This window comes from Mycolicibacterium rhodesiae (assembly GCF_002086695.1).
In the GTDB taxonomy this organism is placed as follows: domain Bacteria; phylum Actinomycetota; class Actinomycetes; order Mycobacteriales; family Mycobacteriaceae; genus Mycobacterium; species Mycobacterium rhodesiae.
Genome location: NZ_MVIH01000009.1, coordinates 105,947 through 121,181, shown reverse-complemented (window position 1 = coordinate 121,181; position 15,235 = coordinate 105,947). Strand labels below are relative to the sequence as shown.

Genomic DNA, 15,235 nt, shown 5'->3' with positions numbered 1-15,235 from the left:
GTCACCAACGGGTCAGCCGCCGATCGACGAAACTTGTCGGTGCGGTCTGGAAGATGGATGTCATGACGTTCGTCGTCACCTCGGAGCCGGGCCGGGCACCTTGCGGGTCGGGTGCCGAAGAACGTGTCCTGAACAGCTCATCCTCGGCCGCCCTGCACATCGCGGGCGCCTCGTTGGACGACGGTCCGATCGGTCGGGTGGGTCTGGAACTGGAGGCGCACTGCTTCGACCTGGCTGATCCCCTCCGTCGTCCGGGCTGGTCGGAACTGAGCGACGTGATCGCCGCCGTGGGACCGCTGCCCGGCGACAGCGCCGTCACCGTCGAACCGGGAGGTGCGGTCGAACTCTCCGGGCCGCCGGCCGACGGCCCGCTGCCGGCCATCGCCGCGCTGGCCGCCGACCGGGCGACACTGTGTTCGGCGTTCGCCGACGCCGGCCTGGGTCTGGTGCTGCTCGGCGCCGACCCGCTTCGCCGCCCGCACCGGGTCAATCCCGGTGCCCGCTATGAGGCGATGGAACAGTTCTTCATCGCGTCCGGGACGGCGAATGCAGGAGCGGCGATGATGACCTCGACGGCCTCGGTCCAGATCAACCTCGACGCAGGTCCCCGCGACGGCTGGGCTGAGCGGGTGCGGCTTGCCCATGCGCTCGGCCCCACGGCGATCGCGATCGCGGCGAATTCACCGCTGCTCGGTGGGGACTTCACCGGCTGGGTCTCGACGCGTCAACGGGTGTGGAGTCAGCTGGATTCGGCGCGCTGCGGGCCGGTCCTCGGCGCCAGCGGTGACGATCCCTGCACCGACTGGGCCCGCTACGCGCTCAAGGCGCCGGTGATGCTGGTGCACAACCCGGATCCTGTCGCGGTCACCGAGCATGTGCCGTTCGCGGACTGGGCCGACGGACTGGTTCTGCTCGGCGGTCGCCGCCCGACCACCGCCGACCTCGACTACCACCTCACCACGCTGTTTCCGCCGGTGCGCCCGCGGCGTTGGCTGGAGATCCGGTACCTCGACAGCGTGCCCGACGCCCTGCTGCCCGCGGTGGTGTTCCTCGTCGTCACCCTGCTCGACGACCCGGCCCTGGCCGAGCTGGCAGCCGAGGCGGTCGAACCGGTCGCGACCGCATGGGACCTGGCTGCCCGGGTCGGCCTCAAGGACGACCGCCTCTACCAAGCGGCCAACCGCTGCGTCGCGCTCGTCGCCGAGCTGGCTCCCGCGGAATTATCCGAGTCGATGCGGCGGTTGGTCCAGAACGTGGAAGAAGGCCGCTGCCCAGCCGACGATTTCGCCGACCGGGCCATCGAGCGCGGCATCGAAGGTGCCGTCCTGCAAATGGCCGAGGCGACAGCGTGATCACACGCGAGACGCTGGCCCGCGACCTCGAACGGGCCCGCAGGCGCACGTGGGCGCTGACCGACTTCGACGATGCCGAGTTGCATCGCCAGTACAGCCCGCTGATGAGTCCGCTCGTCTGGGACCTCGCCCACATCGGGCAGCAGGAAGAGTTGTGGCTGCTGCGCGACGGCGACCCGAATCGGCCCGGCATGCTGCCCGCCAACATCGAAGGCCTCTACGACGCGTTCGTGCATTCCCGCGCCAGTCGCGTCGATCTCCCGCTGCTGTCACCGGCGCAGTCCCGGGCGTACTGCAATAGCGTGCGGGCCGCCGCACTCGACGTGCTCGACACCCTGCCCCACCGCGATGACGATGCCGAGGTCGCATTCCGCTTCGGCCTGGTGATCAGCCACGAGAACCAGCACGACGAGACAATTCTGCAAGCGCTCAACTTGCGCAGCGGCGCACCGATACTGGCGCATCGGACGACGCTGCCTCACGGCCGGGCCGGGCTGGCCGGCAGTTCGGTGCTGGTGCCCGGCGGCCCGTTCGTCCTCGGCGTCGATGCGGTGAGCGAACCGCTGTCACTGGACAACGAACGCCCAGCCCATGTGGTCGATGTGCCGGCCTTCCGCATCGGCCGGGTTCCGGTGACCAACGCCGAATGGCGGCAGTTCATCGACGACGGCGGCTACACGCAACAGCGATGGTGGTCACCGCGCGGATGGGAACACCGGGTCCAGACTGAGTTGAGCGCACCGGAGTTCTGGAATCCGGACGGCACCCGAACCCGATTCGGCCACGTCGAGGAAATCCCGGGCAACGAACCCGTCCAGCACGTCACCTTCTTCGAAGCCGAGGCCTACGCGGCCTGGGTGGGCGCGCGGTTGCCGACCGAAGTCGAATGGGAGAAGGCCGCCGCCTGGGATCCCGAGGTCGGCGCGCGCCGTCGCTACCCGTGGGGCTCGGCGGAACCGACACCGCACCGGGCCAACCTGGGCGGGCAGGCGCTGCGCCCTGCGCCGGTGGGGGCCTACCCCGATGGGGCGTCGGCCTACGGCGCCGAGCAGATGCTCGGCGATGTGTGGGAGTGGACCACCTCGCCGCTGCGGCCGTGGCCGGGGTTCACTCCGATGATCTACCAACGATATTCGGAGCCGTTCTTCGACGGTGATTACAAGGTGCTGCGCGGCGGTTCGTGGGCGGTGGGTGCCGACACGTTGCGGCCCAGCTTCCGGAATTGGGACCACCCGGTCCGCAGGCAGATCTTCTCCGGTGTGCGCTTGGCGTGGGACGTCTGATGTGCCGACACCTGGGCTGGCTGGGCGAACCGGTGGCGATCGCCTCGCTGGTCCTCGACCCGCCATGCGGGCTGCGCGTGCAGTCCTACGCGCCGCGCAGGCAGAAGCACGGGTTGATCAACGCCGACGGATGGGGCGTGGGTTTCTACCCGTCCGATCTGCCGGGCAACGGGCCCTGCCGCTGGCGCAGCGCGTCACCGCTGTGGGGGGACGTTTCGTTCGCCTCGGTTTCCCCGGCGTTGCGCAGCAATTGCATTGTCGCAGCGGTGCGTTCGGCGACAGTGGGTATGCCGATCGAGGCCAGTGCGTCCGCTCCGTTCAGTGACGGCACCTGGCTGCTGTCGCACAACGGTGTGGTCGACCGGGGCGTATTGCCGGTCAGCCCGGCAGCCGAGTCGACCGTCGACAGCGCCATGCTGGCTGCGCTGATCTTCGACCGCGGGCCGGAGAACCTCGGCGATACGATCGCTGAGGTCGGGGCGGCAGATCCGAGGGCCCGGCTGAACATCATGGCCGCCAACGGATCTCGGCTTATGGCCACCACCTGGGGCGACACCCTGTCGATGCTGCGCCGCAGTGACGGAGTGGTCCTGGCCAGCGAACCCTATGACGACCACCCCGATTGGCAAGACATCCCGGACCGGCATCTCGTCGACGTGAGCGCGGGACAGGTGACGCTGACCCCGCTGAAAGGAACTTCGTGACGTTCACGCTGTCGAACTACCTGGCCGCCGACGCTGCCGCCCAGGCGCTGCGCGACGATGTGCTGCACGGCTTGACGCAGACACCGAAGTCATTGCCGCCCAAATGGTTCTACGACGCCGCCGGCAGTGATCTGTTCGACCAGATCACCCGGCTGCCGGAGTACTACCCGACCCGGACCGAAGCGCAGATCCTGCGGTCTCAGTCGGCGGCGATAGCAGCGGCCAGCGGCGCCGACACACTGGTGGAGCTCGGCAGCGGAACATCAGAGAAGACGCGGCTACTGCTGAGCGCCATGCGCGACAACGGTTCGCTGCGTCGCTTCGTACCCTTCGACGTCGACTCGAGTGTGTTGGAACTGGCGGGAGCCGCGCTCGAGCAGGAATATCCGGATCTCGATATCGACGCGGTGTGCGGCGATTTCGAGGAACACCTGGCCAAGATCCCCTCGGGCGGTCGCCGGTTGTTCGTGTTCCTGGGCTCGACGATCGGCAATCTGACCGCCGCCCCGCGCGCGCAGTTCCTCGCGTCCCTCGCCGAGGTGCTCGACCCCGGGGACAGCCTGCTGCTGGGCACCGACCTCGTCAAGGACACCCATCGCCTGGTTCGCGCTTACGACGACAGCGCCGGTGTGACCGCGCGGTTCAACCTCAATGTGCTGACCGTGGTCAATCGAGAATTGGATGCCGACTTCGATATCGACGCCTTCGAGCACGTCGCGCGCTGGAACCCCGACGAGGAGCGCATCGAAATGTGGCTGCGCGCGACGTCTCCGCAGCAGGTCACCGTCGCGGGGCTGGGCCTGCGTGTCGAGTTCGCCGCAGGCGAGGAGATGCTCACCGAGGTGTCGTGCAAGTTTCGGCCCGGGGCCGTCGCCAAGGAACTGGAAGCGGCTGGGCTGCGGCGGACGCAGTGGTGGACCGATCCGGCCGGGGATTTCGGACTGTCGCTGGCGGTGAGGTGAGCGCACCCGACGCTCTTGCTGACAGCTGGCGGGAGGCCCGGCTGCCCGCTGCCGGCGTCCACCTCGACAGCGCCGCGTGTTCGCGTCAGAGTCTCGCGGCCATCGAGGCAGCGGCCGCACACGCCCGCCACGAGTCCGAGGTGGGCGGCTACATCGCTGCGCAGGCTGCCGCTCCGGTGCTCGACGCCGGTCGCGCCGGTGTGGCGGCACTGACCGGAATGTCCTCCGATGACGTGGTTTTCACCACCGGTTCGGGTAACGCACTGCAACTGCTGCTCGGTGTGTGGCCGATGGAGCGGACGGTGGCGTGCCTGCCCGGCGAGTACGGCCCCAACCTGGTGGAGTTCACCGCACGCGGATTCACCCGCCAGGCGCTCCCGGTCGACAGTCTGGGCCGAGTCGACCCGGACGCAGCACGTCGCACCCTGGCCGATGCGCCGCCGGCGATGGTCCATCTGACCGCGGTCGGCAGCCACCGCGGTGTCGTACAGCCAGTCGCCGCGGTCGCGGAGGTGTGCCGGGAGATCGGCGTTCCGCTGATCGTCGATGCCGCGCAGGCGCTGGGCCACATCGACTGCGTCGCCGACGCCGATGCGGTCTACTCCTCGTCGCGCAAATGGCTGGCGGGCCCGCGCGGGGTCGGAGTCTTGGCGGTGCGTCCTGCGCTTGCCGACCTGTTGCAGTCCCCGCCGTGGGCCGGCGCGGCATCGGCGTTGCAGTGCCTGGAATTCGGTGAAGCCAATATCGCTGCGCGGGTCGGTTTTTCCGTCGCGGTAGGACAACACCTCGCGGCCGGACCGGAGGCGGTGCGCCGGCGGCTGGCCGCACTCGGATGTCAGGCCCGCACGATGCTGGCCGAGGTACCCGGCTGGCGAGTGGTGGAACCCGACGACGCGCCAACCGCGATCACCACGCTGGAGCCCACCAACGGCGCCGATCCTGTCCGGGTGCGAGCCCGCCTGATCGACGAGCACGGCATCGTGACCACCGCGGCCGGGGTGGAGCGGGCGCCGATGGAGTTGACGGCACCGGTGCTACGGATCTCACCGCACGTCGACGCCAACACTGACGACCTCGAGGCACTCGTCACAGCGCTGCGCGCCGCAACTTGACGCGCCTGGCGTCAGGCCGCCAGGGCCGCCGCGCTGCTCGGGGCTGCCAGACGAGCGCTCACCGACAAGTACTGGCCGCGCTGCCAGGCTTCCATGAAGCCGTCCAACGGAACCGCGAGGCCTTTTCCACCAACCCCGCCGGAGTCGTTGATGTATATGACGTCTTTGGTCTCGTTGATCCCGAGCACCGTGATGGCGTGGTTGGCGGTACCGAACCGCCTCGCGCTGTGTGCGCCGCCGATCGCCTCGGCCCAGATCCGGTTGTTCACGGCAACCAGAACCGAGCTGGTGGTCAGCGCTGATTTCAAATTGGCCAACGCCAGATCGCCCTGGCTCTTGGTGTAGGTGGTCATCGTCGCGTCGACGCCGTGGTTCTCCATCAGCGCCATGCTGTCCACGTAGTAGACGTACTCGTCGGCCAGCGGGTCGTAGATGTTCCCCGTCCGCGGGACGTACCTGTTCAGCAGGTCCTTCCAGACCGAACCGGAACTGCGCGCGGGCAGATAGCTGGGGGTGTCCTTGGCTTCCTGGACGATGTCGGACCAGCTGGGCATGCCGCCCGGGCCCTTGAGTTGTCCGATCACCATGGCGGTCGAGGACAGCACGCAGGTGTTGTTGTCGCCCTGGGAGATGAAGTACTGGACGTTCTGCAGGGGATTGCCGTACACCACGTCACCGGGGGCGGGCGGGTCTCGCAGCGGCGTTGTGGCAGTTGACGATTCATTGGCCGAGGTCGGAGTGGGTCGAACGGTCAGCCTGCCCAAGTCGCGCCCGAGCGTCGTCAGCGCATCCTGTACCGCATGAACCACCGCCGCCGGTGTCGGGAGCGAGGGTAGCTTCGGAAGGCGGCGCTGCGTTACGGTCGCCGCGACCGGTGCAGCTGCCGGCGTCTTCGCGATCGCGCGGGACTTGTTCGTATCTGCGGCTTTTACGGAGCGTAGCGGGCCGGACGTCCGCGCACTCGACGCGGACGCCGAGCTCACTGAGGAGTGACTGGCGTCGGCCGGCGCGGCCGACGCCACCGGGCTTGCGCCCGCGAGCAGGATCCCCGCGCCGACGGCCAGCCCGCAGGCCGCGAGGGTCAAGGGGGCGAGTCGCCTGATCCGATTCATACTTCGGCTCTCCGGTTCCGTAGCCTCAGGCCGCCAGTGCGAGATCGGCTTGTGTCAGGGGCTGGCCCGCTGCGGCGGCCAACGGGCGGGTGGCGATGCCCAGCGGGTAGTTCGGCTCCCAACCCTTCATGAAGTCGGTCAGCGACATCGCCCGGTTCTGGCCTTCGGCGCCCCACGCGGCGTCATTGACGAAGATCTGGTCGGTCTGGGTGTTCATGCCGAGCACGACAACCAAATGGTTCGTGGGGTCGGTGTCACCAAGGATCGGGGTCTTGATGGTGACGAGGACGACCGAGCCGGCGGTGAGTGCGGATGCCATGTTGGTCAGGGCCACGTCAGCCTTGGTCTTGGGGAAGTACGTCGTCGAAACGTTGATCCCGTTACCGCTCGTACTCAGCAGCTCCAAGGCGTCGCCGGTCCACACCCAGTCGGTGCCGTTGTCCAAGTACATCTTCCGATATTGGCCCGTGGCATTGCCGTTGACGAACAGTTGCCGGTCGACGCTGTCGGTGATCTTGGCTTTGGCGATCCAGTCCGCGATATTCGGCATCGTCCCAGTCAGCTGACCCACGGCCATCACCACGGCCGCCAGGCCGGAGGTCTGCGCTCCGTCGGTGACCCAGTACTGCTTGGTGACGTCCGGGTTGCCGATGATCGTCGGAACGGCGGGGTTGTCCAGGTCGACGTAGATGGCGGCGTCTGCGGTAGTGATCCCGGATACGCCCAGCTGCACCGCAATTGAACGCAACGCGTTCTGTACCGCGCCGAGAGGTCCGTGCAGCTTGGCCGCGGAGCCATTGTCGGCGACGATCGTGAACTCGTCCATGATGGCGCCCGCGGGCAGCGTGCTGTTGGGCGTATAGGTGTAGGCGCCCGTCACCGGGTCGAGAACAACCGAGCCGTTGCTCGGCTGGTCGCCGATCGAGTACTTGAGCGTGAAACCGTTGTTGCTCTTACCGATAACGGTGCCCGATACGGCGCCGCCGGCGCCTGCGGTCTGGGTGCCCGATTCGATCGACGGCGCCTTGTTGGCGAAGATGTAGTTGAGCTGACGCATCAACGCCTGCACCGGGTTCAGCTTGGGTGTCGCCCCGGCCGCGGCCGCGGTTGTGGGGGTTGTGAGCTTCGCCGGGCTCGGGCGTGTGCTTCGGATTGTCGTGTCGGTTCGCGCGGGTCCGCTCTTGGCCGCAACCGGTGCGCGCCGGCTGGAGGCGACGCCATGCTTGGACGACGTCGCGTGGCCCGCGCTGGATGTCCCGCCACCGGAAGGCGTGTTGCCGGTGTCAGCGGCGGCGACCGCGGCTCCGCTCACTATCGCGGCTCCCAGACCCACTGCGATCAGCGCGGCTAACAGCCACCCGTAGAAGACAGCGCTCACTGGCGCTCTCGAATCCCCAACCAACACCGCGTCCCCTCGGCCCCGACTCCGCTACAAGACGGATGAAGCATAGGAAACTTTGCGCGGAAATGCCGAAGGGATGGGAAAGCTGCTTGCGGGTAAGTCTTCGATCGCAAACACTTCGGTGGTCGGAGTCAGTCCGCCTTGTGGGCGCTGAGCACGTAGGCCGGCATCATCAGCCGGCCTTTCGTATCGAGGTCGAACGGCATGGCGCCCTCGGGCATGTCGGCGAACGCGGGCTTGTGGGAGTGGATCTTCGCAGGCCGAATATCGTCGATCACGAAGAACTTCGACACCGCGGCGCGTAGCTCGTCTTCGTCGACCTCGTTGGGCTTGGTCTCAAGATGCGGCGGGAACGCGCCCTTTGCGAAGACCAATATGTACAGCCGTGCTCCAGGTGCGGCCGCCCGATGGATCGCACGGAGGTAGGCGTCGCGGGCGTCGACCGGCAGCGAATGGAACAGCGTGCTGTCGATGATCGTGGCGAACCGCTCGTCGTAGCCGCTGAAGGAGGTGATGTCCGCACACTCGAAGGTCACGTTGCTCAAGCCGCGCTGGCGGGCGGCCTCGGTCGCCGCCGCGATCGCCGTCGGCGACACATCGATCCCGACGACAGTGCTGCCCGTCGCGGCGAGAGCCAACGCGAGTTCGGCATGCCCGCAGCCCGCGTCCAGCACGTGGCCGCTGACCTTGCCGTCCCGGACCAGAGCCGCCAGCGCCGGCTGCGGTTCTCCGATGTTCCACGGCGGCGGCCCGGCGAAGGCGCCCTCCTCTTTATAGGCGCCGTCCCAATCCATCACCTCAGAGTCCATGTCCCCCAACCTACAAGGGCCGTCGGTCACCCGGTGACGTCCCAGGTGTGCACCGGTTCGTTGCTGTGCATCAGGGTGCAGTAGCGCCGCAGCATCTCGGCCAGTGCCTGCGGTCGTGCCATGCCGCGACCCTGCAGCGCCTGCACCGTCGCGACCTGCCATGCCGACCCGTTACGCCCTGTCTTCGCGCGTCCCTCGATCACGCCGAGATAGCGGTCGCGAACTTCGGTGGCCACGCCCCAGCGGCGCAGGCCCTCATCGGCCATCGGCAGCAGGGTGCGCAGCACGAGCTCGTCGGGCGTGATCTCGCCGAGCCCGGGCCAGTAGAGCCGGGCGTCCATGCCGTGCCGGGCAGATTCGATGAAGTTGTCATGTGCCGCAGTGAAACTCATCTTCGTCCACAGCGGGCGGTCCTCTTCGGCCAGCACTCGCAAGGCTCCGTAGTAGAACGCCGAGTTGGCCATCATGTCGACGACCGTGGGTCCGGCGGGCAACACGCGATTCTCCACCCGCAGGTGCGGCCGACCGTTCACCACGTCGTAGACCGGCCGGTTCCAGCGGTACACCGTTCCGTTGTGCAGTCGCAGCTCGGACAGAGCAGGCGTGCGGCCTGCCGCCAATTCGGCGACCGGGTCTTCGTCGGACATCTCGGGCAACAAGGACGGGAAGTAGCGGACGTTCTCCTCGAACAGGTCGAAGATCGAGGTGATCCAGCGCTCCCCGAACCAGACTCGCGGACGGACGCCTTGGGCCTTGAGTTCGTCGGGCCGGGTGTCGGTGGCCTGGGCGAACAGCTCGATACGGGTCTCGGCCCATAACTGGTGACCGAAGAAATACGGCGAGTTGGCGCCCAGCGCCAGCTGCGGACCGGCCAGCACCTGAGCGGCGTTCCAGTTGGCGGCGAAATCAGCCGGAGACACCTGCAGGTGCAATTGCATACTGGTACAAGCAGATTCAGGAGCGATGGACTCCGCGTGCATGCTCAGCCGCTCAGGACCGGTGATGTCGATGAGGATGTCCTCGCCGCGGGCGGTGAAGATCGAGTCATTGAGCGCCTGATAGCGCAGCGACGGACTCATCCAGTGGCCGGTCAGGTGCTCGGGCATCAGAGTCGGCAGGATCCCGATCATCACGATGTGCGCGTCGTCGGTGTTGGCCTTGGTCTCGGCGGCATTCAGGCTCGCCCGAACCTCGGCCTCCAACTCCAGTGCGGTCCTGCCGGGAAGAGGTCGCGGCGGGACGTTGAATTCGATGTTGTAGGCGCCCAATTCGGTCTGGTACGCCGGATCGGCGATCGCGGCCAAGACCTCCTGGTTCGACATCGCCGGCTGGTAGTCATCGGTGACCAGGTTGCACTCGATTTCCATCCCGGTCAGGGGTCGGTCGAACTCGAAGCTGGATTGGGCCAGCATGGTTTCGAACACGTCCAGGCACAACTGAACCTTGCGCCGGTACTCCTGCCGATGCGCCCGGTTGAAGGTGGCGTGCTTGACCTCGTCGCCCATGGGGTCGATGGAACCGGTTCAGGCCAAGCTGCGCAAGCAAATCGCCATCAGTCGCGCCGCCGCGCCCGCAGAACCTGCCGATCGAAGGGGTTGGTGCTGACCTCCACCTCGACGCCGGCATGGGCACCGAGCGCGCGCAGCGCCGACGGGCTGTAGGAGCGCAGCGAGCTGACCAGACCGTCGTGCACGAACGGCCACCACACCAGCGGCGCCATCGCCGCCAGCTTGGCGATGTGCAGAAGCGAGGGCATCCGGGGCAGATCGATGACCAGGAGTTCGTCGGCCACCCGGGTTCCTTCGGCAAGAACTCGGGCGGCCTGGATTGGGGGTAGATGGTGAAACGACAACGCGAAGACGGCCAAGTCGAACGAGCCGTCGTCGGCGTCGATCGCGGTGGCGTCGATCGTGCGCACCGTGGCGCGCGGATGTTCACCGAGGTCGGATGCCTCGATCGCCGCCACCGCGTCGGCGTTGACGTCGGAGACCGTGACGTGGGCGGTCGGATGCTGTTCGAGCACTCTGCGCGACAGTGTTCCATGACCGGCGCCGAGTTCCAGGATGGTGGGATCAACGACGTCGGCGACCTCCCGCAGCACCAGTTCGGCGTTGCGGTCGTGTTCGCCGAACAGGTTGCCGATCACGTCCAGCGCCGTCACGATCCCGCGCTTCACCTCGTCGTCGACGTCGCCACGGTCGAGGTATTCGGGCCGGGCGGTTTCCAGCAGGCGATCCAGACAGGACGCATCCGGGCCACCCCGCGGCATGTCGGCGATGTCGGTGATCTCGGCTGCCATGTAGGCCATCATGGACGAAAGGTCGGCTGCATCGGCAGCATCGCACGTCAGAGGAGCACCGTTGGCTGACTTCGTCGCCTCGATTGACCAGGGCACCACCAGCACCCGCTGCATGATCTTCGATCACAAGGGCGCTGAGGTGGGCCGGCATCAGCTCGAGCACGAACAGATCCTGCCCAAGTCCGGGTGGGTGGAGCACAACCCGGTGGAGATCTGGGAGCGCACGCAGACCGTGGTGGTCTCGGCGTTGAACAAGACGAAACTGTCCGTCGAAGACCTGGCCGCGCTGGGCATCACCAACCAGCGGGAGACCACCCTGGTGTGGAACCGCAAGACGGGACGGCCGTACCACAACGCGATCGTGTGGCAGGACACCCGCACCGACCGCATCGCGGCCGCGCTCGACCGGGACGGCCGGGGTGACATCATCCGGCGCAAGGCCGGCCTGCCGCCTGCGACATACTTCTCCGGCGGCAAGCTGCAGTGGATTCTGGAGAATGTCGACGGCCTGCGCGACGACGCCGAACGCGGTGACGCGCTGTTCGGCACGCCGGACACCTGGGTGCTGTGGAATCTGACCGGGGGAACACACGGCGGCGTGCACGTCACCGACGTCACCAATGCCAGCCGCACCATGCTGATGAACCTGGAGACCCTGGACTGGGACGACGAACTGTTGTCGCTCTTCGGGATTCCCCGCGCAATGCTGCCGGAGATCAGGCCGTCGTCGTCGCCCGAGCCGTACGGGGTGACGCTACCCGGTGGCCCGCTGGGCGGTGAGGTGCCGTTGACCGGCATCCTCGGCGATCAGCAGGCGGCGATGGTGGGGCAGGTGTGCCTGAGCCCCGGTGAGGCCAAGAACACCTACGGCACCGGCAACTTCCTGCTGCTGAACACCGGCGAGAAGATCGTGCGCAGCGAGAACGGGTTGCTGACCACCGTGTGCTACCAGTTTGGAGACGCGAAACCTGTTTACGCCCTTGAGGGTTCGATTGCGGTCACCGGCTCGGCGGTGCAGTGGCTGCGCGATCAGCTCGGCATCATCAGCGGGGCTTCGCAGAGCGAGACCCTGGCCCGGCAGGTCGCCGACAACGGCGGGGTGTACTTCGTGCCTGCGTTCTCGGGACTGTTCGCGCCGTATTGGCGCTCGGATGCGCGCGGCGCGATCGTCGGGCTGTCCCGCTACAACTCCAACGCGCATGTCGCCCGGGCGACGCTGGAGGCAATCTGTTATCAGAGCCGCGACGTGGTCGACGCGATGGAAGCCGATTCCGGTGTGCACCTTGAGATTCTGAAGGTCGACGGCGGTGTCACCCAGAACGAACTGTGCATGCAGATCCAAGCCGATGTGCTGGGCGTGGACGTGGTGCGCCCGGTGGTCGCCGAGACCACCGCACTGGGTGCGGCCTATGCCGCCGGGTTGGCGGTCGGATTCTGGGCCGATCCCGATGACCTGCGGGCCAACTGGCAGGAGGACCGGCGATGGTCGCCGGTGTGGGACGACGACCAGCGTGAGGCCGGCTACGCCGGATGGCGCAAAGCCGTTCAGCGCACGCTGGATTGGGTGGAGGTCTAGGTCGTCAGCGCTGCGGCGAACGAGTCCGGTGAGCACAGTTCGTCGGGGCAACCGCGGATCGCCAGCGGAACCCAGGTCGAATCGCCGCCGGTGAGTGTGCGAATCTGCTCCAGCGTTTGAGAGCGATACCAGGCTCGGACGGCCTGGTCTCCGTTCGGCGCCTCGAGCCGTTGGAAGACGAGCGCGCCGCCGGGTACCGGTTCGTCGTCGGCGAAACCCGGGACCGACCAATGGGCGTCGAGTAGTCCGGCGATGTTTGCGATTTCGGTGTCATGCCCGACCATGACGGTCAGCGGCGGCCCGGTGTCCACAGCGTCGCGGATGACGTCGGCGATCTTGCCCGCGTTGGCCACAGCCAGTGGGCGGGGCCGGGCGATGATCGACAGCTCCAGTGCGTGAAGGCTCCCGACAAGTCGGATGTCGTCGGCGGTGGCCCGCCCCCACCCGACATCGGCAGGCGATTTGCCTTCGGCGTATTCGAGCTCCAACACTTCGGAGATCACCGAGCCGTAGGCCAAGGCGCCGGTGAGTCGGGGGCGGTGGGCGCCGGACGGGTCGACCTCGGTGCCGCTCCGCACATCGGTGAGACCGCACCGATCAGGCCGGTTGCCGCACACGATGCGGGTTACGGCATCGAGCGCCGGTTGGTACAGCTGCGCGAGAGCAGCCACGCCGTCAGGCCCGACGGCCGAGGCGACAGCCTCCTCCGCTGCAGCGGTCGTGATACCCGACGTGCGATATTCGTCGAAAAGTGGATCCGCTTCACCTTGTGGGGCATGGTGATTCACGATCCCGCAGCCCGCGGCCAGCGATGCGGCGTACGCGTCGCCGGTGGCGATCGTGCGTTGCAGAGAGTCGGATACGACCCGGACGGAACCAGTGGCAGGGCAGCCGTGAGCGGGAAGTGCGCCGTCGGCGATGAAGCGACGCGCGTCGGCGGCTGCGATGAGACGGACAGCTGCCGCGCCGTGATCGGTGAGCCAGCCGGGGCGGGTGCTCCACGCCGGCCACGGGTCTGGAGCGATCGAGAGCGGGACTGGTGGTTCCTTGTTGGGCGGTCGTACCCCGTGGCGCATCAGCACCACAGTGCGGACCACACGCCAGGTGTCGGCTCGGCTGGCGGGTGGTGGCCCGCCGAGAATGCAGAGTGTCACGGCCAGTGCGATCAGTCTCAGCACTGTGGCATCGAAGCATGAATTGGGCGCGGTTTCCGGGGCTGTACCCCGGAAACCGCGCCCAAGTTTCTGGTTACTCGGATTCGCCGAGGATCTGGTAGATCTCGCGGCGCGCATTGTTGACGATGTCGATGATGCGCTGCTGCTGCTCCGGGTTGGCGGCGAAAGCCGCTTGCCGCACGGCGCCGAACAGCTGACCCACCGCGGCCCGGATGTTGACCTGGCCCGGGTCGGCACCTTCGGTGATCTCGTCCCACGGGGCGGTCTCGATCTTGTCGGCGGCGGCGCGGCCTTCATCGGTCAGCTCGAAAAGCTTCTTGCTGCCTTCGGATTCGCTCGCCACCAGCAGGCCTTCGTCGGCCAGCAGCTGCAGGGTCGGGTAGACCGAGCCGGGGCTCGGCTTCCACAGATCCTGGCTGCGCTCGGCGATCTGCTGGATCATCTCGTAGCCGTGCATCGGCCGCTCGGCGAGCAGCTTGAGGATCGCGGCACGCACGTCACCGCGACGACCGCGGCCGCGGCCGTGACCGCGGCGACCACCGCGTCCGCCGCCACCACCGGGGCCGAAGCCGAAGCCTGGGCCGAAGCCGGGGCCGAAGCCCGGACCGAAGCCGCCACGCGGGCCGAACGGCGGACCGTCGTGGTGGTCGCCGTGCTCGCGGAACTGCTCACGCAGTTGATTGCGGAGCTCGCGGCGGCCATGCCGGTCGTGGCGGCGACCACGGCCTGCGGGTGCGAAGCCGAAACCCGGACCGAAGCCGGGACCAAAGCCGGGGCGGCCCATGTCCGGGCCTCCGAACTGGGGAAATGGGGTGTTCATAGAGGTTCTCGTTTCTGGTCTGGAAACGCCGAATGCGCTTCCGATACGTTGACGATATATCGGAAACTATCGCGATGCAACGGTCAGTTGGATCGCCGGTCGATTTCCTCCACGACCCAGCGGGCCCATTCGGCCTCCATGGCCTCTACCCGCAGTCCGAATTCCAGCGCTGCGCGGCCGTAGAACCCGACGTCGCTCTCACCCCACTCCATGCAGTCGCGCACCTGCTCGTAACGGGTGAGCTCGGCTTCGGCGTGCTCGGCGACCGAGACCATGTAAGCCCGGGCCTGCTCGGGAGGCATCTCGCTGAGCAGGAACACCCGGAGCAACTCGGCGCTGCGGTACGGCGGGTCGTCCTGGGGGTTGGTCATCCAGCGCAGCAGATCCTGCCGTCCGGCATCGGTGACGCGGTATTCCTTGCGTCCACGCGGGCCGACGTCGGTGACCTCGATCAAACCGGCGTCGGCGAGCTTGTTGAGCTCGCCGTAGAGCTGGCTCTGAGTCGCAGGCCAGACATTGGCCATCGAGACGTCGAAGCGTTTGAGCAGGTCATACCCGCTGCCGGGCTCCTGGGCGAGGAGGCCCAGTGCCGCGTACCGAAGACTCACGCGACCATCGTAAAGCTCGAC

Annotated in this window: 14 protein-coding genes; 6 read left to right on the top strand and 8 right to left on the bottom strand. The window is 67.4% G+C overall.

All coding sequences use genetic code 11. The annotated features are described in order from the left end of the window. The first annotated feature begins 62 nt into the window (after positions 1–62). From egtA to egtE, 5 genes are read left to right on the top strand one after another with little or no spacing between them, the layout of a single operon-like run. A complete protein-coding gene (gene egtA, locus BST42_RS19080; RefSeq protein ID WP_083120954.1) occupies positions 63–1,352 on the top strand; it encodes an ergothioneine biosynthesis glutamate--cysteine ligase EgtA in 1,290 nt (429 codons plus the stop codon). Beyond that, complete coding sequence (gene egtB / locus BST42_RS19075; protein ID WP_083120875.1) at positions 1,349–2,635, top strand: ergothioneine biosynthesis protein EgtB; 1,287 nt, start codon at positions 1,349–1,351, stop codon at positions 2,633–2,635. Before egtA ends, egtB begins: the two co-directional genes overlap by 4 nt. Continuing rightward, the gene (gene egtC, locus BST42_RS19070) at positions 2,635–3,339 is read left to right on the top strand and encodes an ergothioneine biosynthesis protein EgtC (protein ID WP_083120874.1); all 705 of its coding nucleotides are present in this window, start codon (positions 2,635–2,637) and stop codon (positions 3,337–3,339) included. The genes egtB and egtC overlap by 1 nt, the downstream gene beginning before the upstream one ends. Next, on the top strand, positions 3,336–4,301 hold the full coding sequence (gene egtD / locus BST42_RS19065; RefSeq protein ID WP_083120873.1) for an L-histidine N(alpha)-methyltransferase: 966 nt from the start codon (positions 3,336–3,338) through the stop codon (positions 4,299–4,301). Before egtC ends, egtD begins: the two co-directional genes overlap by 4 nt. Further along, positions 4,298–5,413 (top strand): ergothioneine biosynthesis PLP-dependent enzyme EgtE, encoded by a 1,116-nt coding sequence (gene egtE, locus BST42_RS19060; RefSeq protein ID WP_083120872.1) that lies wholly within the window; start codon positions 4,298–4,300, stop codon positions 5,411–5,413. Before egtD ends, egtE begins: the two co-directional genes overlap by 4 nt. Before the next feature lie 11 nt (positions 5,414–5,424). On the opposite strand, the gene BST42_RS19055 is transcribed toward egtE, so the two are convergent. The 5 genes from BST42_RS19055 to BST42_RS19035 all read right to left on the bottom strand — a co-directional run bounded on the left by BST42_RS19055 (position 5,425) and on the right by BST42_RS19035 (position 11,044). Further along, the gene (locus BST42_RS19055; protein ID WP_133057481.1) at positions 5,425–6,525 is read right to left on the bottom strand and encodes a C39 family peptidase; all 1,101 of its coding nucleotides are present in this window, start codon (positions 6,523–6,525) and stop codon (positions 5,425–5,427) included. A 25-nt stretch (positions 6,526–6,550) separates the two neighbouring features. After that, entirely contained in the window at positions 6,551–7,903 is a 1,353-nt protein-coding gene (locus BST42_RS19050; RefSeq protein WP_083120870.1) for a hypothetical protein, read from the bottom strand. A 155-nt stretch (positions 7,904–8,058) separates the two neighbouring features. Continuing rightward, positions 8,059–8,736: a class I SAM-dependent methyltransferase gene (locus tag BST42_RS19045; RefSeq protein WP_083120869.1), complete on the bottom strand. Its 678-nt coding sequence runs from the start codon at positions 8,734–8,736 to the stop codon at positions 8,059–8,061. A 26-nt stretch (positions 8,737–8,762) separates the two neighbouring features. Beyond that, positions 8,763–10,241: a glutamate-cysteine ligase family protein gene (locus BST42_RS19040; RefSeq protein ID WP_083120868.1), complete on the bottom strand. Its 1,479-nt coding sequence runs from the start codon at positions 10,239–10,241 to the stop codon at positions 8,763–8,765. A 47-nt stretch (positions 10,242–10,288) separates the two neighbouring features. Beyond that, positions 10,289–11,044: a class I SAM-dependent methyltransferase gene (locus BST42_RS19035; RefSeq protein ID WP_083120953.1), complete on the bottom strand. Its 756-nt coding sequence runs from the start codon at positions 11,042–11,044 to the stop codon at positions 10,289–10,291. A 1-nt stretch (position 11,045) separates the two neighbouring features. Between BST42_RS19035 and glpK the strand changes: the two genes are divergently transcribed. Further along, positions 11,046–12,611 (top strand): glycerol kinase GlpK, encoded by a 1,566-nt coding sequence (glpK, locus tag BST42_RS19030; RefSeq protein WP_165760878.1) that lies wholly within the window; start codon positions 11,046–11,048, stop codon positions 12,609–12,611. On the opposite strand, the gene BST42_RS19025 is transcribed toward glpK, so the two are convergent. The 3 genes from BST42_RS19025 to BST42_RS19015 all read right to left on the bottom strand — a co-directional run bounded on the left by BST42_RS19025 (position 12,608) and on the right by BST42_RS19015 (position 15,214). Continuing rightward, positions 12,608–13,789: a histidine phosphatase family protein gene (locus BST42_RS19025; protein ID WP_083120866.1), complete on the bottom strand. Its 1,182-nt coding sequence runs from the start codon at positions 13,787–13,789 to the stop codon at positions 12,608–12,610. The genes glpK and BST42_RS19025 overlap by 4 nt on opposite strands. 70 nt (positions 13,790–13,859) lie before the next feature. Further along, positions 13,860–14,606: a PadR family transcriptional regulator gene (locus BST42_RS19020; RefSeq protein ID WP_083120865.1), complete on the bottom strand. Its 747-nt coding sequence runs from the start codon at positions 14,604–14,606 to the stop codon at positions 13,860–13,862. An 83-nt stretch (positions 14,607–14,689) separates the two neighbouring features. Further along, complete coding sequence (locus BST42_RS19015) at positions 14,690–15,214, bottom strand: PadR family transcriptional regulator (protein WP_083120864.1); 525 nt, start codon at positions 15,212–15,214, stop codon at positions 14,690–14,692. Positions 15,215–15,235 lie beyond the last annotated feature (21 nt).